Origin of the sequence: Streptomyces sp. LUP47B, assembly GCF_001746295.1 — a bacterium.
Lineage (GTDB): Bacteria > Actinomycetota > Actinomycetes > Streptomycetales > Streptomycetaceae > Streptomyces.
In genome coordinates this window covers 229,186-248,732 of sequence record NZ_MJAH01000011.1, presented here as the reverse complement: position 1 = coordinate 248,732, position 19,547 = coordinate 229,186, and the positions used below count along the sequence as shown (strand labels likewise).

15 protein-coding genes and 1 pseudogene are annotated in these 19,547 nt (G+C 69.3%); 10 read left to right on the top strand and 6 right to left on the bottom strand.

Going from position 1 to position 19,547, the window contains the following annotated elements; genetic code table 11:
- Positions 1-99 precede the first annotated feature (99 nt).
- From BFN33_RS31225 to BFN33_RS31215, 3 genes are all read right to left on the bottom strand, one after another.
- Entirely contained in the window at positions 100-942 is an 843-nt protein-coding gene (locus BFN33_RS31225; protein ID WP_176742502.1) for an FkbM family methyltransferase, read from the bottom strand.
- Between the two features lie 89 nt (positions 943-1,031).
- Positions 1,032-2,375 carry an alpha-2,8-polysialyltransferase family protein gene (locus BFN33_RS31220; protein ID WP_069763493.1) on the bottom strand — a complete coding sequence of 448 codons (1,344 nt, stop codon included), beginning with the start codon at positions 2,373-2,375 and terminating at the stop codon, positions 1,032-1,034.
- Positions 2,375-3,361: a glycosyltransferase family 2 protein gene (locus tag BFN33_RS31215; RefSeq protein WP_069763492.1), complete on the bottom strand. Its 987-nt coding sequence runs from the start codon at positions 3,359-3,361 to the stop codon at positions 2,375-2,377. Before BFN33_RS31215 ends, BFN33_RS31220 begins: the two co-directional genes overlap by 1 nt.
- Before the next feature lie 198 nt (positions 3,362-3,559).
- Here BFN33_RS31215 and BFN33_RS31210 point away from each other — a divergent pair, with 198 nt between their 5' ends.
- The 8 genes from BFN33_RS31210 (at position 3,560) to BFN33_RS52740 (ending at position 14,401) form a co-directional block, all read left to right on the top strand.
- The gene (locus BFN33_RS31210; RefSeq protein ID WP_079141094.1) at positions 3,560-4,903 is read left to right on the top strand and encodes a DUF6716 putative glycosyltransferase; all 1,344 of its coding nucleotides are present in this window, start codon (positions 3,560-3,562) and stop codon (positions 4,901-4,903) included.
- A 35-nt stretch (positions 4,904-4,938) separates the two neighbouring features.
- Complete coding sequence (locus tag BFN33_RS31205) at positions 4,939-6,189, top strand: N-acylneuraminate cytidylyltransferase (RefSeq protein ID WP_069763490.1); 1,251 nt, start codon at positions 4,939-4,941, stop codon at positions 6,187-6,189.
- Positions 6,190-6,203: 14 nt separating this feature from the next.
- On the top strand, positions 6,204-7,145 hold the full coding sequence (locus BFN33_RS31200) for an N-acetylneuraminate synthase family protein (RefSeq protein WP_069763489.1): 942 nt from the start codon (positions 6,204-6,206) through the stop codon (positions 7,143-7,145).
- A gap of 97 nt (positions 7,146-7,242) precedes the next feature.
- Entirely contained in the window at positions 7,243-8,307 is a 1,065-nt protein-coding gene (locus BFN33_RS31195) for a hypothetical protein (protein WP_069763488.1), read from the top strand.
- A 56-nt stretch (positions 8,308-8,363) separates the two neighbouring features.
- Positions 8,364-8,747: an SseB family protein gene (locus BFN33_RS31190; protein ID WP_069763487.1), complete on the top strand. Its 384-nt coding sequence runs from the start codon at positions 8,364-8,366 to the stop codon at positions 8,745-8,747.
- Complete coding sequence (locus BFN33_RS31185; RefSeq protein ID WP_069763486.1) at positions 8,744-9,349, top strand: hypothetical protein; 606 nt, start codon at positions 8,744-8,746, stop codon at positions 9,347-9,349. The genes BFN33_RS31190 and BFN33_RS31185 overlap by 4 nt, the downstream gene beginning before the upstream one ends.
- On the top strand, positions 9,349-14,088 hold the full coding sequence (locus BFN33_RS31180) for a putative T7SS-secreted protein (protein ID WP_256122906.1): 4,740 nt from the start codon (positions 9,349-9,351) through the stop codon (positions 14,086-14,088). Before BFN33_RS31185 ends, BFN33_RS31180 begins: the two co-directional genes overlap by 1 nt.
- Positions 14,089-14,092: 4 nt before the next feature.
- On the top strand, positions 14,093-14,401 hold the full coding sequence (locus tag BFN33_RS52740) for a hypothetical protein (RefSeq protein ID WP_141758006.1): 309 nt from the start codon (positions 14,093-14,095) through the stop codon (positions 14,399-14,401).
- Positions 14,402-15,476: 1,075 nt separating this feature from the next.
- Here BFN33_RS52740 and BFN33_RS31165 read toward each other — a convergent pair.
- Both BFN33_RS31165 and BFN33_RS31160 read right to left on the bottom strand, forming a co-directional pair.
- Positions 15,477-16,373, bottom strand: a complete 897-nt coding sequence (locus BFN33_RS31165; RefSeq protein ID WP_176742501.1) for an alpha/beta fold hydrolase — start codon at positions 16,371-16,373, stop codon at positions 15,477-15,479.
- A gap of 91 nt (positions 16,374-16,464) precedes the next feature.
- Positions 16,465-17,409 (bottom strand): helix-turn-helix transcriptional regulator, encoded by a 945-nt coding sequence (locus BFN33_RS31160; RefSeq protein WP_088245425.1) that lies wholly within the window; start codon positions 17,407-17,409, stop codon positions 16,465-16,467.
- Positions 17,410-17,514: 105 nt separating this feature from the next.
- Between BFN33_RS31160 and BFN33_RS31155 the strand changes: the two genes are divergently transcribed.
- Positions 17,515-18,213 carry an SDR family NAD(P)-dependent oxidoreductase gene (locus BFN33_RS31155; RefSeq protein ID WP_069763585.1) on the top strand — a complete coding sequence of 233 codons (699 nt, stop codon included), beginning with the start codon at positions 17,515-17,517 and terminating at the stop codon, positions 18,211-18,213.
- Positions 18,214-18,259: 46 nt separating this feature from the next.
- Here the strand turns inward: BFN33_RS31155 and BFN33_RS31150 are convergent, their stop codons facing one another.
- The gene (locus BFN33_RS31150; RefSeq protein ID WP_069763484.1) at positions 18,260-18,919 is read right to left on the bottom strand and encodes a class I SAM-dependent methyltransferase; all 660 of its coding nucleotides are present in this window, start codon (positions 18,917-18,919) and stop codon (positions 18,260-18,262) included.
- Between the two features lie 85 nt (positions 18,920-19,004).
- On the opposite strand from BFN33_RS31150, the pseudogene BFN33_RS31145 reads away from it, so the two are divergent.
- Positions 19,005-19,400, top strand: a pseudogene (locus BFN33_RS31145) (ATP-binding protein).
- Positions 19,401-19,547 lie beyond the last annotated feature (147 nt).

The window sequence follows — 19,547 nt, the reverse complement described above, 5'->3', positions numbered from 1 at the left end:
AGTTATGGAGCTACTGTGAACCGCAACCCAACAACCCGCGTCGGACAGGCGTCCTCCCTGTTTCTCTTCGGCTTTCTTCCGCGATTTCGGGTTCGGATGTCAGTCGCGGGGGAGGAACAACAGATTCCGCGTCTTGGGCGGCCGCGGCCCGGACGACGGAACGAGTTCACCGTCGAGTTCGGAAATCCAGTGGGAGTCGTAACCGAGCGGGTCGAATTCCGCGAGAAGCGGGTCCAGCGGGGCGCCGGCGAGTGCCTCCAGCAATACGGCGGGCCGGTCGCGTTTCAGGACCTGCCGGGCGCCTTCCAGGACCGACATCTCGTGGCCCTCCACGTCGATCTTGATCAGGTCCAGTTTCGTGTCGGCGAACACCTCGTCGAGACAGACCAGGCGAATGCGCTTGAGCTGGGCGTCGGCGGTGGAGTGCTCCAGGGTGGAGCCCGTCGACAGCAGGTTTCCCGAGAAGCGGACGCTGATCTCCGCCCAGCCGGCGGCGGTGGACACACCGGCCTGGTGGAGCCTGACGTTCTGGACGCCGTTCGACCGGACGTTCACCGAGAGCCGGGCGTGGATCTGGTCCACCGGCTCGAAGGAGTGCACGGTCGCCTCGGGACGGGAGAGCGCGGCGATCATCGAGAAGTAGCCGACGTGCGCGCCGACATCGGCGATCGTCGTGCTCTTCGCGGCGAGCCGGGCCCAGGTGGCGAGGCTGCCGGGCTCGTAGCCGAACCGCCCGTTCCACAGGGTGTCGAGGGCGACGGCGTCGTCGTTCACACAGAACATGACGAACGGCGGACAGTACGGGGAGTCGATCTCGGCATAGCCCCGGTACGGGTGCTTCTTGCGGTGGACGCGGATGATGTCGCTGGTGGGAACCGGCCTGACGGATGGTGCGTGGGCCAGCATGCGGGCATTGGCTTCATCGAGCTGGTGGATACGCATCCGGCGATGGTAGGGCCAGGTCATACGGGGTGACCTGGCCTTTTCCCCGGCGTCATGTTCCAGGCGCGCCGTGTTCACTCACGGTTCGTTCAGCGCTTCACGGCCTTCTTCAGCGCCCGGGCCCGCCGCACCACCCGGCGCGCGGTGGAGCTGCGCGGCAGGAAGGCCAGCCGCTCGGGAATGCCACCGGGCAGGCCCAGCGCGGTGAGCCGCTTGCGCTTGAAGTAGCGCTGGGTGCGCGGCTTGAAGTGCTTCGCGAGATACCCCTCCGCCGCCGACCGAAGGGTCGGATAGATCTGCGGCTGCATGGTGAATCCGACCGCGGTGACCAGGGCGTTCAGATCCCCGGCCGGGATCGCGTCCTCACTCCCGCGGCCGTCCAGGTCCGCCAGCACCGCGTCCGCCAGCACCACCGGGACCCGGTTGCTGTTCTGGTACGGCGTCAGCCGTTCAAGCAGCAGCTCGGTGCCGACGCGAGCGGTCGGCAGGTCGTAGAGGGCGGAGGCCGTGAACAGCGCGGTGGAGAAGCAGCCGACGACCAGTGCGGGCCGCGCCTTCTCGAACAGGACCTCGGCGAGCACCGGGATGTCGAGGACGGTGAGGTCCACGCCGAGTTTCTCGGCCTCGGCCTCCAGGGCGCGGCTGAAGCGGGCCGGCGCGCTGGGGTGCGGCTTGAAGACGATCGAGCGGTGCCCCTTGGCGACCGCGCCCTTCAGCATCCGTACGTGCAGGTTCTCCTCCTCGACGGGGGAGAGGATGTCCAGCGCGGAGAGGTACTGACCGAGCAGCAGCGCCGCGTTGTCCGGCAGCGGCGGCAACTCCTCCACGGTGGCGGTCAGTTCGCTCATCGCCTTCAGGAAGGCGGACGTCGGCACCACGACCGGCGGTACGCCGAACTCGGTCAGCAGCATCGGCGTGAGGCCCGCGATCAGGTCCAGGTGGAGCAGCCGCCGCACACGCGTGCCGACCAGCGGGTCCAGCTTGCTGCGGGTGGGTCCGTAACTCATCAGGCCGTCGGCGTAGACGTCGACCGGGGCGCCGGTGAAGATCTGGGCGACGGTGAGGGCGGGGGCGACCTGGAGGGACTCCAGGACCAGTTCGACACGGTCCTCGCCGAGGCCCCACAGCAGGCGCAGATAGCGCTCGAAGAGGGGGATGTCGTCCGGGCGAGGGGTCCAGGAACCCGGGTGGAAGGGGCGGATCGCCTCGTTCCAGGAGAGCACCTCGTCGAAGTGGTCGCGCAGCGGAGCGAAGCCCGGCATCGCGTCCAGCGGCAGCGAGGTCTCCGGCGTCGCGGTGTTGTTGAACACCAGCAGCACCCGGCGCTCGGCCTCCTCGAAGAGGTCGGAGTCGATCGCGGCGGCCAGGGTGACCGCGCCGTACAGCGTGGAGGCGCAGAAGATCTGCGTGGTGCGGGGGGTACGGGGGGACATCACGCGGCCGCCTTCGCTGTGGTCATCCGCCGTCGCAGCCGCCGCAGCTTGGCGGAGCGGCGCAGGTCCATGGTGTCGAGTACGTCCCCGAGCGCGTCCTGCGGCATCCGCTGTATGGCCGCCGCGCTCATCGCCCGCAGCTGCTTGGCCACGGACGGCTCCCACTTGGACTCGTCGGAGAGATGGTGGGCGATGATCGCGCAGTAGGTGCGCACCGCCTTGGGGAGCAGCTGGTCGGCGTCCCGGTCCGCCGCCGTCTCCTCGACGACCTGGTCGAAGGCGCGGATGAAGTCGAGCTGGCGGGCGTCGCCGATCTGGGTGAGGGAGGAGGCCACCCCGCGCCGGTAGAACACGCCCAGCAGACTGACCACGGCGAACGACTCGGCCTCGCGGTGCAGCTTCCAGATCCACGGCCGGTCCTCGGCCGTGCGCAGTCCGTCGGTGAAGTGCAGCAGGCCCTTGTCCAGCAGGCGGCGGTGGTAGGCGCCGGCCCACGCGTACGCGTAGTCGACGGACGTCGACCGGTTGGCGGGCAGGATCGCGTCCCGCGGGTTCATCACCTCGCCGCGCCGACCGATCGGGACCCGGTGCACGGTGCGGGCGCGGGCGACGGTCTGCACATGGTCGGTGCGGACGAAGTCACAGCCCAGTTCCTCGATGGCGGTGACCAGTTCCGTGAGGTAGCCCGGCGCGAGCCAGTCGTCACCGTCCAGGAAGGTCAGGTACTCGCCCCGCGCCGCGTCCAGACCGGTGTTGCGCGCGGTGGCGAGCCCCCCGTTCGTCTCGTGGTGGAGGACCTGCACCTGGGCGACGTCCGAGAGCTCCTCGGCCGCGCGGTCGAGAATCGCCGGCGTTTCGTCCTTTGATTTGTCGTTCACCAGCACGAACTCGAAATCTCGCCGCGCATTCATGCGAAGACTTCGGAGGGTGTCCGGGGCGTATTGCTGCACGTTGTAGAAGGGCACGATGACGGAGAGCTTTGGCACCCGCGAAACGCTAGAAGGCGGTCCGGCAGCGGAACTTTCGGGCAGGGGGACTGCGGGTGAACTCAATGTGTCGGAACGGTGCATCCCGTGTACTTCCCGGTCTTCGGCGGGCCAGTTCGGCTCTCGGTGGTCTTTTGTTAACTTCTCGTTGATTCGCGGTTGGGTAGGACCTAGAAATTGCTTCCTAGCGTCTTCGTTGTGCCGCCAAGTACAACGAAGTCCCTTCGAATCGCCGTCCTCGCGGACTCCGACACCCGCTGGAAATGGGGTGCGCTGACCGCCGACCGCATCGCTCCGGGTCCGTCCATGGAAGCCGGACCGCGAGGCGGGGCGCAAGTCGGTCTCGCGCTGGACGGATTCCTGCTGCGCGGGCGGGCCACGCCCACCGCACGCCAGCTCGAAGAGGTCGGTGTGCGTGCGGACTCCCTGCGGGAGGTCACCGCCGTGGAGTTCCTGCGCGCCATGGCCGAGACCTCGTACGACATCGTCGTGCTGGCCCTGGTCGGCGGCGGGGTCCAGGCCATGCTGCACGGTCTGAAGCGGGTCTGGGAGGGACGCGGCGAGCGGCCCGTCGTCGTCACCGGCTATGTCGGCGTCGTCTACGAGAAGCTCGCCGACGGCCTGCTCCTGCGGCACGGGGCCGACCTGGTCCTCGCCAACTCCCGCCAGGACGCCGAGCGGTTCCGGGCGGTGTACGAGGGTGTCGGCGCGGACGCCTCCTCCGTGACCGAGGTGGCGCTGCCGTTCCTCGGCGGCGCGGCGTACGAAGGTGAACACGACCCGTACACCGTGGTGTTCGCGGTTCAGCCCTCCGTGCCCGACAACCGCAGGGACCGGGTGTACCTGCTGGAGCGGCTCGTGGGGCACGCCCGGCTGCACCCCGAGCGCGAGGTGCTGCTCAAGCTGCGCTCCAGGCCGGGCGAGCACACCACGCACATCGAGGAGCTGCCGTACCAGAAGCTGATCCAGCGGCTCGATCCGCCGGCCAACTTCCGTCTGGTGTACGGCAACATGGGCGAGGTCCTCGACCGCACCGACCTGCTGGTCACCATCAGCTCCACGGCGGCCCTGGAGTCGCTGCACCGCGGCATCCCGACGGTCGTGCTGACCGATCTGGGCGTGCGCGAGGTCCTGGGCAACCACCACTTCGTCGGCTCCGGCTGCCTCGCCTCCTGGGACCAGCTCGACGAAGGGCACCGGCCGGCACCCGACGAGGAGTGGGTGGCCCGGCAGGGCGTCGTCGCGGACGGCACGTACGCGCACGCCTTCGACGGGGCCCGTGAGCGCATCGCCAAGCTGCTCGCCTCGCCCGAGCGGGCCCCGCTGACCCCGTACTACACACCCGTCACCGCCCCCGGCTACCTCCCGGGCATCCTCGCCCGCCACCACCTCGGCCCCGACGGCACACCGTTGCCCGGCGCACCCGCCCACGACAAGGAGCCGGGCCCGGTGCGGCAGATCGTCCGCCGCGCGGCCCGGGGCGCGTACCGGCACGGAGTGCAGCGGGTGGCCCCGGTGATCCGGCGGATGGGGGAGCTGTGAACACCTTCCAAGGCCTTTCGCAAGGAGCAGACCCCATGTCCAACCCGCAAGCGGGCCAAGGCGCTTCGGTGCGCCGGGTGCTCGCGGTGATTCCCGCGCGCGGCGGCTCCAAGGGCGTGCCCGCGAAGAACCTCGCCCCGGTGGGCGGTGTGCCGCTGGTGGCACGGGCCGTACGCGAGTGCCTCGCCACCCGGCTGGTGACCGACGTCCTGGTCTCCACCGACGACCAGGCGATCGCCGCCGCCGCCCGCGAGGTCGGCGCCGAGGTCGTGCTGCGCCCCGCCGCCATCGCCGGTGACACGGCGACCTCGGAGGCCGCCGTCCTGCACGCCCTGGACACCCACGAGGCCCTGCACGGCGCGGCCGTGGACGTCGTGGTGTTCGTGCAGTGCACCAGCCCCTTCATCGTCCGCGAGGACATCGACGGGGTCGCCGCCGCGATCGTCGAGGACGGCGCGGACACCGCCGTCACGGTGGCCCCCTTCCACGGCTTCATCTGGCGGGACGCCGAGACCTCCCAGGAGGCGGCCGACGCGGCCACCGGCGGCGGCCACGGTGTCAACCACGACAAGTCCTACCGCCCCCGCCGCCAGGACCGCCCCCAGGACTTCCTGGAGACCGGCGCCGCCTACGCGATGGACGCGCAGGGCTTCCGCAAGCACCAGCACCGCTTCTTCGGCCGCACCGAACTCGTCCGTACGGACCCCGCGCGTGTGCTGGAGATCGACGACCCGCACGACCTGGCCCGCGCCCGCGCGCTGGCCCCCCTCTTCGACGCGGACCGCGCCGGCGCCCTGCCGTCCTTCGGCGACGTGGACGCGGTCGTACTGGACTTCGACGGCACCCAGACCGACGACCGGGTGCTGATCGACGCCGATGGAAAGGAGTTCGTCTCCGTGCACCGCGGAGACGGACTCGGCATCGCAGCCCTGCGCAGGTCGGGCCTGAAGATGCTGATCCTCTCCACGGAGCAGAACCCGGTCGTCGCCGCCCGCGCACGGAAGCTGAAGATCCCCGTGCTGCACGGCATCGACCGGAAGGACCTCGCACTGAAGCAGTGGTGCGAGGAGCAGGGCATCGCGCCCGAGCGCGTGCTCTACGTCGGCAACGACGTCAACGACCTCCCGTGCTTCGCCCTCGTGGGCTGGCCCGTGGCGGTCGCGAGCGCCCACGACGTGGTACGCGGCGCCGCCCGTGCGGTCACCACCGTCCCCGGTGGCGACGGCGCGATCCGAGAGATCGCCAGCTGGATCCTCGGCCCCTCTCTCGACTCCCTCGACAGTTAAGGAACGTTCCCGTCATGTCTGTTAACTCCCGCCTCCGCACGTTCGGTACCGAGCGCATCGCCGGCCCCGGCCAGCCCGTCTACATCTGCGGCGAGATCGGCATCAACCACAACGGCGAGCTGGAGAACGCCTTCAAGCTCATCGACGTGGCCGCCGAGGCCGGCTGCGACGCCGTCAAGTTCCAGAAGCGCACGCCCGAGATCTGCACCCCGCGCGACCAGTGGGACATCGAGCGCGACACCCCCTGGGGCCGGATGACCTACATCGACTACCGCCACCGCGTGGAGTTCGGCGAGGACGAGTACCGCCAGATCGACGAGTACTGCAAGAGCAAGGACATCGCCTGGTTCGCCTCCCCGTGGGACACCGAGGCCGTCGCCTTCCTGGAGAAGTTCGACGTCCCGGCCCACAAGGTGGCGAGCGCCTCCCTCACGGACGACGAGCTGCTGCGCGCGCTGCGCGCGACCGGCCGCACGATCATCCTGTCCTCCGGCATGTCGACCCCGAAGCAGATCCGTCACGCGGTCGAGGTCCTCGGCTCGGAGAACATCCTTCTCTGCCACGCCACGTCGACCTACCCGGCGAAGGCCGAGGAGCTCAACCTGCGCGTGATCAACACCCTGCAGGAGGAGTACCCGAACGTCCCGATCGGCTACTCCGGCCACGAGACGGGCCTGCAGACCACCCTCGCGGCGGTCGCCCTCGGCGCCACCTTCGTCGAGCGCCACATCACCCTCGACCGCGCGATGTGGGGTTCCGACCAGGCCGCGTCGGTGGAGCCGCAGGGCCTCACGCGCCTGGTCCGCGACATCCGCACCATCGAGGCCTCCCTCGGCGACGGCGTCAAGAAGGTCTACGACTCCGAGCTCGGCCCCATGAAGAAGCTGCGCCGCGTCACCGGCGTGATCGCCGAGGCGGAGATCGCCGCCGCCGCGGGCGAGCCGCTCTCGGTCTGAGCCACCAGGTACCGGGTCCTCGGCGACTGTCCGTCCGGGACCCGGTTTTCATTACGCGCGCCGCATGAGCGCCTTACGACGGGACGGTCGTACGTCGATGAGCCCCCGCGCCGGAAAAACCGGCCCCCACACTCTCGCGTTCGTCGAGAGCCCGGTCCAGCTGCTGAACGTGCTGGAGTGGGCGCACGCCCACGCGCCCGGCGCGGAGCTCACCCTCGTCGTGCTGTCCCCGACCGACCCCATGACCCGCGGCCAGCTGCGCCGGATGGCGGAACTCGCCCGCGAGGAGGGCCACGAGGTCCGCTGGGAGGAGGCGAGGGGCGGCCCCGCGGCCCCCTTCCAGACCATCGGGGGCCTCGCGGGCATGCTCCGCAAGGCGGACCGCGTGGTCCTGGGTGACCCCTTCTCCCGCTATGTACAGCTGCTCCTGACCATCACCCGCGCCGGCGACCTGGTCGTGGTCGACGACGGCACGGCGACGATGGAGTTCGTGTCCCAACTGGCCCGCGGCGAACGCCTGGTGCGCTGGCACCGCAAGGGCGGCCGCCCGAGCCCCCGGGACCTGGCCTTCGCCCCGATCTCGGCGGCGGCCCGCAAGCGCCTGACACCGGGGGCGGGGCGGGGAGTCGAGATATTCACCTCGATGCCGATGGAGGAGGCACCGTCGGGAGTGACGATGTCGGTGAACTCCTTCGCCTGGACCCGCGGCCGCTTCGGCCCGCCGCGCATCACGAAGGGCGCGGACATGGTCGGCACCTCGCTGGTGGAGACCGGCGTGGTGGACGCCGACCGCTACCTGGAAGCGGTCACCCGCCTGGCCAAGACCCACGGCGCGACCCGCTACTTCGCCCACCGCCGCGAGTCCACGGAGAAGCTCCACCGGCTGGCCGTGGAAACGGGACTGGAGATCGTCCGCCCGGATCTCCCGCTGGAACTGATCGCCCGCCGCGGCCCGATCGGCCGTACGATCCTCAGCTTTCCGTCGACCGTGGTCCACACCCTGCCCCTGGCGCTGGCCGGCACCGAGGTCCGCGTGGCGGTCTGCGACATCGACCCGGACTGGCTGACGGAGACGGCTTCGCCGCGGGCCCAGGGATTCCTGTCGGGGGTCACCGGGACGGCCCGGGACGTGCACCGCCTGTCGGCGGTGGCGACGGGCTGATTCTCAACTGCACGCGCTAGCATCATCGTTCACTTGTGCGACGTTCGATGAGGGCTATGACGGGGGCGGCTGGAGTGAGTGCCGAGGCGTTGCGGCAGGGCAACCTGCGTGCGGTCGTGGGGGAGTTCCGGCGCAGCGAGGTGCTGGTGCCGGTCGTGGACGGTTCGCTGCTGTCGGCGGAGTCGGGCGGGATCCGCTGGCTGTTCGCCTTCACGGATCTCACGGCGCTGGAGCGTTTCGCCGAAGCGCGCGGGGAGCCTGTGCCGGAGCGAATACCGGTGTACGGGGCGCGGCTGCTCGACCAGGTGATCCCGAAGGTGGACGGTCCGGCCGGCATAGCGGTGGACGCGGGGAGCCCGACGGGTCTCGTGCTGCCGCCGGTTGCGGGGATCGTGCCGGACGCGGTGGCCGTGGACGCTTCGGCGGGAGCGCGACCGTGAGCGCCGGTGACGGCTACCAGGTCGACCCGGAGGCGATGGAACGGATCACCCGCGGGATCAACCAGGCGATGGCGGAGCTGAAGGAGTTCGGCTTCGACATCGAGGCGAACCTCGGCCGCGGCTTCGACGACCTGTCGATGACGGGCCTGGAGGTGGGCGACGACGGCCTGCAGCAGGTGTTCGGGGACTTCTGCGACCGCTGGGGCTGGGGTGTGCGTTCGCTGATGCGGGACGCGAACGAGTTCGCGGGTCGGCTGGGGCTGTCGGCGGGGATCTACCACGAGCAGGAGCAGTACGTCTCGGACACCTTGAAGTCGGTGTGGACGGCGGGCACGGGCAACCCGTACCTCTCCCCGGACGAGGTGAAGGAACGTTCCTGGGCACAGACGCTGAAGGACAACCCGGTCTCCCAGGTGGCGAACGCCGATTACAGCGCGGAGTCCTTCACGTCGGGGCAGGACGAGGTGAAGGCGGCCTGGTCGCAGGCGGCGGAGGACGTGGAGACGTCGACGGTGACGCCGGACGCGTTCTTCGATCCGCGGACGGACTGGCAGTGGAGCGGTCCGCCCTCTCCGGCTTCCGACGGGGAGGGTGAGGGCTGATGGGCTTCGGGGATCTGGTCGACGACTTCGGCGACGGTCTGGAGAGCGCGGCCGACGGCCTGAACAAGGGTGTCGGCGAGGCGGTCGGCTGGGGCGCGGACAAGACGGCCGGACTGCTGTCGGACGTGGGCGCGGACGGCGCGGCCGAGAAGGTCCGCGACGTCGGCGAGGGTGTGAACAACCGCCTGGGCGGCACGGTGGCCGAGCGCGCGCTGGGCGAGAGCGAGGACCCGAAGGAACTGGTCCACGGCAGCGAGCCGGCGCTCCGCGAGCGGGCCGGGCATCTGCGGAAGTTCGCGGCCGGCTTCGAGAACGTCGGCCAGGGCATGCGCTCGCTGGACCCGGGCGAGTGGCGGGGCCAGGCGGCGGACGCCTTCCGCGCGAAGTTCGACGTACAGCCGAAGCAGTGGCTGACGGCGGCGGACGCGTGCACGGCGGCGGCCGGCGCTCTCGAGTCGTACGCGGACATGGTGGGGTGGGCGCAGAAGCGGGCGCAGGTGGCGATCGACACCTACCGCCGGGCGCAGGACGCCTCCCGGCGGGCGGCGGACGCGTACGACGCGCAGGTGTCGGCGTACAACCGGGCGGCCGAGCGATACAACGCGACCGCCGAGGCGGGCGGCGACCCGGGCGTGAAGCCGACGAAGCCCGGCGATTTCACCGACCCTGGGACGACGGGCCGCAAGGAGGCGCAGGAGATCCTGTCCGACGCCCGCCGCCAGCGCACGGACGTGGCCCAGGACGCCCGCCGCAAGATAGCCGCCGCCCTGGAATCGGCCCCGCCGAAACCGGAGTTCACCGACCGCCTGGGCGCGGGCGCGGGGGACCTGTTCGTCGGCACCCAGCTCAACTCGGTCCACGTCCTGGGCGGCCTCCTGCGCGGCGGCACGGACGTCCTGAAGCTGGCCCGCACGGTCAATCCGCTGGACCCGTATAACCTGACCCACCCCGGGGAGTGGTCGAAGAACTCCCAACTCCTGTTGGCGGGCCTGGTGGGGACGGCGGCACACCCGGAACGCCTTCCGATGTCGCTGCTCGGCACGGGGTGGTCGAGCGATCCCGGGGACGCGTTGGGGTACCTCGCGTCGAACCTGATCGGGGGGAAGGGCGCGGGGGGTGTGGGCCGTGCGGCCGCGCGGGATGCTTTGCGCGGGGTTGCCAAGGACGCGGCGACGGGAGCCGCGCGCCAAGGCACGCGCCGGGGGCTCATGGACGTCGCCCGTGAACTGAAGTGCAAGCTGTTCGGCGGCGACCCGATCGACATGGCCACCGGCCGTATGTCCCTCCCACAGACGGATGTGACGCTACCGGCCAGGCTTCCCCTGCTCTTCTCTCGCCAGTTCGAGTCGTCGTACCGGGCGGGCCGCTGGTTCGGCGCGTGCTGGACGTCGACGGCAGACCAGCGCCTGGAGATCGACGCCGAAGGAGTCATCTTCGTCCGCGACGACGGCTCATTGCTGGCGTACCCGCACCCGGCGCCAGGCGTCCCGGTGCTGCCGTCGGCGGGCGCTTCCTGGCCGCTGACGGTGGACGAGTGGGGCGACTACACGGTCACCGACCCGGAGTCGGGCCGCGTCTGGGACTTCGCGGGCCCGGGCGGCGACGGCATAGCTCTGTTGGCGCAGGTCATCGACCGCTCGGGCGGCCAGTGGCTGACCTTCGAGTACGACGACGAGGGCGCCCCCACGGGCATCATGCACTCGTCCGGTTACGACCTGAGGATCACGACCGAGGGCGGCCGGATCACGGCCCTGCACCTGGCCGACGACATCGAATTGGTCCGCTTCACCTACGACGCGCACGGCCACCTGTCGACGGTGACGAACTCCTCGGGGCTGCCGACCCGGTTCGCCAACGACGCGATCGGCCGGGTCACGGCGTGGACGGACACGAACGACTCCTCGTACCACTACGCCTACGACGACGAGGACCGGTGTGTTTCTCAGGGCGGCGAGGCGGGCCACCTGCGCAACACGTACACCTACGGCGACCCGGACCCGACAACCGGTCATCGAACCGTCACAGCCGTCAACTCGCTGGGCCACAGCACCCGTTACGAGGTCAACGGCGACCTTCAGGTGGTGGCGGAAACCGCCCCGGACGGCGCCACGACCCACACCACCCACGACCACGCCCACCGCCCGCTGACCGTCACCGACCCACTGGGCCGAACCCGCAGCTATGCCTACGACGGGGCGGGCCGCACGGTCCTGGCGATCCGCCCGGACGGCCGCTACACCAGCATCGCCTACGACGATGGCGGCCTGCCCGTCGCGGTGGTTGGCGCGGGCGGCACCCACGTCACCCAGCAGTTCGACGAGTTCGGCAACCGCACGGCGGTGACCGACACCTCGGGGACGACGACTCGCTTCACGTACGACGACCACGGCCACCTGGCATCCGTCACAAACGCCCTCGGGGACACCACACGAGTCCGCTGCAACGCGGCGGGCCTGCCCCTGGAGATCACCGACCCGCTGGGCGGGGTGACCCGCTACGAACGCGACGCCTTCGGCCGCCCGGTGACGATCACGGACCCGACGGGCTCGGTGACCCACCTGGAGTGGACGGTGGAGGGCCGCCTGTCCCGCTGCACGGCGGCGGACGGCACGGCGGAATCCTGGACGTACGACGGCGAGGGCAACTGCACGTCCCACACGGACGCGTTGGGCGCGGTCTCCCGCTACGAGTACACCCACTTCGACCTGCTGGCGGCCCGCACGGGCCCGGACGGCGTGCGCTACGAGTTCGCCCACGACACGGAGCTACGCCTGACGAAGGTCAGCAACCCACAGGGCCTGACGTGGAGTTACGAGTACGACCCGGCGGGCCGCCTCATCGCAGAGACGGACTTCGACGACCGCAGGCTGACGTACGACCATGACCCGGCAGGGCAACTGAGAGGCACCACCACCGCATCCGGCCAGTCGATCCACTTCGAGCGGGACGTCCTGGGCCAGGTGACCCGCAAGGAGGCGGCGGGTGCGGTCACGACGTACGCATACGACCTGACGGGCGCCCTGACGGAGGCGACGGGCCCGGACGCGAAGGTGACTTGGGAGCGTGACGCGGCTGGCCGCGTCCTGTCCGAGGCGGTCAACAACCGCACCCTCACTCACACCTACGACGAACTGGGTCGCCGCACGGGCCGCACGACGCCCACCGGCGCGAAGACGACGTGGTCGTACGACGCGTCGGGCAACCGCACCGGCATGGCGGTGTCGGGCCGAACCCTCACCTTCACGCACGACGAGGCGGGCCGCGAACTGACCCGCCACATAGGCGAGACGGTGACCCTCACCCAGGCGTTCGACCCCCTGGGCCGCCTGACGAAACAAGACATCATCGGCCCGGCCGGCAGCCACCTCCAGCACCGCGCCTACACCTACCGAGCCGACGGCAACCTCAGGGCCATCGACGACGACCTGAACGGCACGCGCCACTTCGACGTCGATGCGACGGGCAGGGTGACGGCGGTCCACGCGGCGAACTGGACGGAGACCTACGCCTACGACGAGGCGGGCAACCAGACGGCGGCGAGCTGGCCCTCCAGCCACCCTGGCCACGAGTCGACGGGGGACCGCACCTACACAGGCACCCGCATCACCCGCGCCGGCACCATCCGCTACGAACACGATGAAGTGGGCCGCATCACCCTCCGCCAGAAAACCCGCCTGTCCCGCAAGCCGGACACCTGGCGCTACGAATGGGACGCGGAGGACCGCCTGACGGAGGTAACGACCCCCGACGGCACCCGCTGGCGCTACCGCTACGACCCGTTGGGCCGCCGCATCGCGAAGCAACGCCTGGCGCCGGACGGCGACTCGGTCCTGGAACAGGTGGACTTCACCTGGGACGGCACGACCCTCTGCGAACAGACCACGACGTCCCCGTCCCTCCCCAACCCGGTCACCCTGACCTGGGACCACCAGGGCCTGCACCCGATCACCCAGACGGAACGCATCACCGCGGCCGAGGCCCCCCAGGACGAGATCGACTCCCGCTTCTTCGCCATCGTCACGGACCTGGTCGGCACCCCGACGGAGTTGATCGACGAATCCGGCGACATAGCCTGGCGCACCCGAAGCACCCTGTGGGGCACCACGGCCTGGGCGGCCGACAGCACCGCCTACACCCCTCTCCGCTTCCCGGGCCAGTACTTCGACCCCGAAACGGGGCTCCACTACAACTACTTCCGGCACTACGACCCCGAAACCGCGCGCTACGCCACGCCTGACCCACTCGGCCTAGCGCCAGCGCCCAACCCAGGGACCTACGTCTCGAATCCGCTCACCTGGAGCGATCCGCTCGGCCTGGCGCCGGGAGTCTGCTCTCGAACGGGCCAGTCAATAAATCCTAGGGGGTACACGTCGCTTTTTGAGATGCAACTTGACCCCTCAGACTTTGGAAGAAGTCGTAGTGTGCATTTCAATCGCGCCAATGCTGCCCTCGATGAAGCCATAAAGGCGGACCCTGAGCTGGGTAGGCATCTGGACCAATTCTCCCCTGGAATAGCTGACCAAGTAGGCGAAGCGGGTGGCCGAAGGAACCCCGTCGGCCATACATGGCAGCATGAGCCCGCAGCCAACGCCGGTGGGCGTCAGGGTGTGATGCGACTCGTTCCAACTTATCAGCACAGCCCAGGAACTCCGTGGTGGGATGTCCTGCACCCTGGTAATTCAGGGGGGTATGCTGAATGGGCTGTCCCTAATGGTGCGCCTCCTAATCGGAGAGGATGACCTCATGTCATACTTCATGAACAACGTCATGGGTGAGTCTATTGATGAACCTGATGAGCAAGGAATTCGTGAAGTTCTTGCGGAGCTACGGGATGTGGATGGTGAACACTTTGACGTATCGCTGGTCCATGAGTCCGGCTGGTCTCTGAGTGTCTACCCTGACAAGAATCTGGTATGGGAAAATGTTAATGAGGGTGAAGTTCGGCCGCGTGAACTCACTCTTGACTCTTGGCAGGGTGTTGTCGATGCCCTTCTGAAACTGTCTCAGGGAGAAATCTCGACTCTGAACTCGCTCGACTGGCGCGAGGGGTGAGGGCTGCAGGGGACGGGTAAAAGTGTCCTGCGCCGCCAGTTTCCTCGCCACTAGAAAGCCGTTACAGCCCCTAAAGGAATGACCTGTCAGCGGTTTCAAGGTCACGTCAGAGTCGTTGACTGTGGTTGCTAGGGTCCGACAGTGACCTTGACGGACCTCAGTAACTGCTTTCGCGATGATGATCAGCGGCGACGCGTCCAGACGGTCATCCACGATCGCCTCGCCGACGACCGCGAGCCGCAGGAGTGCCGCTACCTCATGCGGTTCTGGTGGCAGTTGGGTATGCCCTACCAAGAGGTTCGAAGCTCAAGGTTGATGTGTTCCTGGCATCGGTCGCTGAGGGACTTTGAATGATTTGACATCACGGCCGGCATCTCGGGGCAACCGCTAGAATTTATTGCTCGGAAGGGTGATGGGTAGTGGTGCAGAAAGCCCGCGAAGAATTGGTTCGCATGGTTCAGTTGCTCATTGACGCGTATCTCCCAGAGGAGGAGGAAGACCAAATCGTTGAGGAGCTGAAGTCGAGCGTCTTGCATCCACGAATTACTGACCTGATCTATTGCAACATCCCTAAACTGACAGCTGAAGAGGTAGCGGACAGGGCTCTCTCCTACCGTCCCATTCAGGCGTAGGCCTACCCGACCGTGGGGGGACTCCCTCGGGCTTTAGTTGCCCGGAGCCCGCTTTCTGTCTTGATCGGGCTCGATTACTGCTTCCGGTGTGTGCAGCCAGTAGTTTGCGGCCGAAGCATCGTCGAGGCGTGGGTGGGTGAAGAGCGCCGCGCCGGGCCTATGACGTTATAAATGAGACGCAGAGGACAGCCTCACGTCGATGACGACTTCGAACGGCGAACCGGTCCTGGAACAGGTTGACTTTCACCTGCGGCCAGGGCACATCGGTCCCCTGCCTCCGACTGGGGGGGCAGAACCTGATACGTGTGCCGGGGCAGGGACACAGCTACGGCCTGCCCATCCGTCCGCGTCGATCGGCTCCTGGAGGAGCAGTAGTCAACTCATGACGTCTGCCGCTAATCCAAGGCTGCGACCCCGCAGTTGACTTCGAGTGCCCTATCCCCCTACCCCGCGAGCGAGTCCAGGGCCTCTGCGACCGGGACGGGATCCAGGGGGCCGATGTGTGACGCCTCGGGAAAATCGTGGACGTGGAAGCTGTTGCCGGGTGTGGACGCGTCGGCTTCCGCGATCATCCTGTCCTGGAGTGCGGTGGCGATCGTCCGGTCCCTGCCGAAACGCAGGTAGGTGCGGGGAATGCGGCCCCAGCTGCCGGCCCGGCCGACCGCTCGGCCCGCATAAGCGGCGACGGGCTCGTCGGTCTGCATGCCGGCCAGTATCCGGCGGAATTCGGCGTCGGGGTAGTCCGCGCAGATCATCTCCTTCAGGAGGGCCAGCGCACGGCTGTCACCTGTCCGGAAGTTCAGTCGGAATACACCGAGCCGGTCAAGGTCACCCACCGCCAGCTCGACCGGGCTGACGGCGTTCGCGTTCTCGGGTGCCGCCGTGCAGGCGTCCGCTGTGGGCAGGGCGCGGCTGGGGCAGAAGGCCGCCATGTAGCAAATGTGGTGCAGCAGATGCGGGACGGCATCGCCGACACGGCTGACCGACACGCCTCCCAGGCTGTGCCCGACCAGCACCACCGGGCCGTTGCGTGCCGCCCGGCGCACGATGCCCGTGACGCGCGCCTCGTAGTCCTCCAGCCCGAGCCCCTTCAGCGGGGAAGGCTCGACCGCCATCGCCTTGAGGTCCTGCCGCTGATACGACTCCGGCACGAAGGCCTCCGCGCCATGCCGTGGTTGGTCCACCATGACGACGCGGTGACCGCGCAGCGTCAGCTCCCGTGCGATCGGCATCCAGAACGCGCCGGCGCTGTGGGTACCGTGCACCAGCACGTACGTGGTGATCCCGCGACGCGGGTCCGCTGCGGCCGGGGAGGCCCCGAGCCCGGTGGCCAGTGCCACGCCACCTAACGCGAGTCCCAGCCCACGTAATGCCGTCCGCCTGGAGGCATCTGTTCGCTCTTCGTTCGTGTCATCCGTCATGAGTACGACGCTATGAAGAGCTCGCTCGACCCACCAGCGGTCCAGCACCCCCACTGGGGTGGACCCAGCCCCCGTGCTGGTTGCGCGCGCCTGCCGGTGGGCCGACGACGGTGGTGAGCTGGAGTTTGGTCTCGTCCTCACTGCCCGGCGCGGCGGTCATGATGACGATCTTGAGCTCGGTGTCGCCGTCGGTCAGGACATCGCAGTCCACCGTGACCGCGCCCACCGACGGGTGGTCGACCGTCTTGTGGACGTCGCGGTTCGCGGCCACCTCTCCCGCCGCCCACAGCTCGGCGAACCTCGCGTTGCCCGCGTTCAGGTCGCCGACCAGCGCGGCGAGGCGGCTGTCCCGGGGGAAGCGGCCAGTGGCGCGGCGCAGGTCGGAGACGAGGGCGGCGTCGGTGGTGTCGGGATCCGCGTCGGTGACCGGCCACAGGGCGAGGGAGGTGTGATCGGCGTCCACCGGGAACCTGTCGCGGGCGAAGTTGCGCATCCGCGGCGGCGCGGCCGAGGGATCGCCCAGCAGGGCGGCCCAGCGGTGGTTCCACCACACCAGTTGCCAGTCCGCCGCGAACACGGCGACCGCTACGTCTCCGAGGCGGACGAGCACGCGTTGCATGCCGGGCGGGAGATGGTCGCTGATCGTGCCGTCCGCGGGTGGCACGATCCGGGCCAGCCGGTAGAGGTGGTCCCGCTCGGCGGTGGACAGTTGGAGGGCACGCGCCAGGGAGGCCACCACCGACGCCGAGGGTGTCGTGGCCCGCCCCTGTTCCAGGCGTACGACGTAGTCGACCGACACCCCGGCCAGGTCGGCCAGTTCCTCGCGCCGCAGACCGGCCGCCCGGCGCTTGCGGACGACCGGCAGCCCGGCAGCCGACGGGGGCAGGCGGTTGCGCCACGTGCGGATCATCGCGCCCAGTCCGGCCCCCGGGGGTGTCGTCGTCATGCCCTCCATCCTCCCGCCTCCCCGATCACCTCAGGGGGCGCAAGGGTGGTACTGCTCTTCCCACCGTCGAAGCGTCCCTGGTCCGGCTCGCTCGGCAGAGCAACCATCGAAGGCATGACGATCACCTTCATCACCGGAGCCAACAAGGGCCTCGGCCGCGAGACCGCCCGCCGCCTCGTCGCGTGCGGTCACACCGTTCTCCTGGGAGCCCGCGACCGTGAGCGGGGCGAGGAGGCGGCCGCCGCGCTGGGCGCACGCTTCGTGCCCGTCGACGTCACCGACGACGCGTCCGTGGCCGCGGCCGCCGCGGACGTCGCCGAGCACGAGGGCAGGATCGACGTCCTGATCAACAACGCGGGGGTGCAGGGTCCCTTCGCGGATCCCGGCGAACTCACCGCCGCCGACGCCCGCGCCGTCCTGGACGTCAATGTCATCGGCGTCGTCCGCACCATCACCGCCTTCCTGCCGCTGCTGCGCCGCTCGGACGACCCCGCGATCATCAACGTCAGCAGCGGCATGGGCTCCCTCGCCTTCACCCACGACCCCGGCCGGCCCGAGTCGCACGTCGTCGTGCCGCTGTACGCCTCCTCGAAGGCGGCGCTGACGATGTTGACCACGCAGTACGCCAAGGGCCTCAAGGACATTCGCGTCAACGCCGCCGACCCCGGCTACACCGCGACCGACCTGAACGGTCACAGCGGCCCCCAGACCGTCACCGAGGGCACGGACGCGATCGTCGCCCTCGCCACGGAAGGGCCCGGCGCCGGCACCGGGCGCTTCATCGACCGCCATGGCGAGATCGCCTGGTCCTGAGACCGGCGGTGCCGGGTCACCAGCGCTCAGCGTGCGGGCAATGCGTCTACGCCGGTTTCCTCGCCACCAGGTACGCCCGGGACAGTTTCTCCTCGCCCAGGGGCTCCCTGAGCACTCGGACGATCACCTCGAAGCCCGCCTTGACCAGGGGCTCGACCACGGCTTCCGGTGCGCGCAGCCAGTAGTCGAGGGAGATCTTGTGGCCGAAGCGCTCGTCGAGGTGCATGTGGGTGCCGCCGGGCTCGTACTGGAAGCCGATCAGGGCGTGGGCGCCGGGGGCCAGGGTGCGGTGGAACTCCGCGAAGGCCGTCGGGAGGTGGTCGTCCGGGACGTGGATGATCGAGTACAGCGCCGTGATTCCGCCCAGGGTCTCCGACGGCAGGTCGAGCGACGTCATCGAGCCCACGTGGAAGCGGAGGTCAGGGTGGGCTCGGCGGGCCAGTTCGACCATCTTCGGGGAGACGTCCACGCCGAAGACCGGGACACCGAGTGCGGCGAGCTGTGCGGTCACGTGCCCCGGGCCGCTGCCGACGTCGGCCACCGGGCCCTTGCGCTGCTCCTTCACCAGTTCCGCGAAGCCGGTGATCTGGGTTCTGTCCAGCGTGGGGATGCCGGCCCAGTCGGAGAACTGCTCGGTGTAGGGCTCGGCGATCGTGTCGTACGCGGTTCGGGTGGCCCGTATGAAGTCGGGATTCTCGGCGTTCACGGGCTGCACCCTAGCGGGGCGATTCCGGGCGCCGGGCGGGAAGTCGCGGACGGCCGCGAGGAGTTTCCCTGGCGGTCATCGGGCGGTGGAGTGCGGGGACTTGAGGGCTTCGAGGATCCCGAACGACGTCCGAGCCGTCACCGTCGCCCGCCGCACCCTCCGGCTCATCCTCACGATGCACGGCCTGATCCGCCTGACCGACACCGCGGAGCTGCTCGCGGCCGAGCTGGTCTCCAACGCCGTACGGCATACGAAAGAGCCCGCGGCCCTCAGGGTGCGCTGGTCGGCGGGGGTGCTGCGGGGCCTGGGATGCCGACCCTGGTTCTCCGGAGCCGCCCGAAGAGTTGAGCGCCATGGGGGAGGTGGAGGAGGGGCGGGGCTGGCGTTGGTGCGGGCCTGCGCGGATCTGTGGGGGTGGCAGCCGTTGGCCGGACACGGCAACCGTGGGAGGTTCGTGTGGTGTGAGCCGGCGGGCGCTTAGGAGCTTCCACCTCGGCGTGGCTCGCGACACAGTCCGACGGACGCGTATGAGCCAGGCGACCCCGCCCACCACCGCTGATCACCCCGCGTGACCATCCCCACCCTGTCCCAATGCCGTTTCGACAGATGAACGGTGCCACCGGACGCA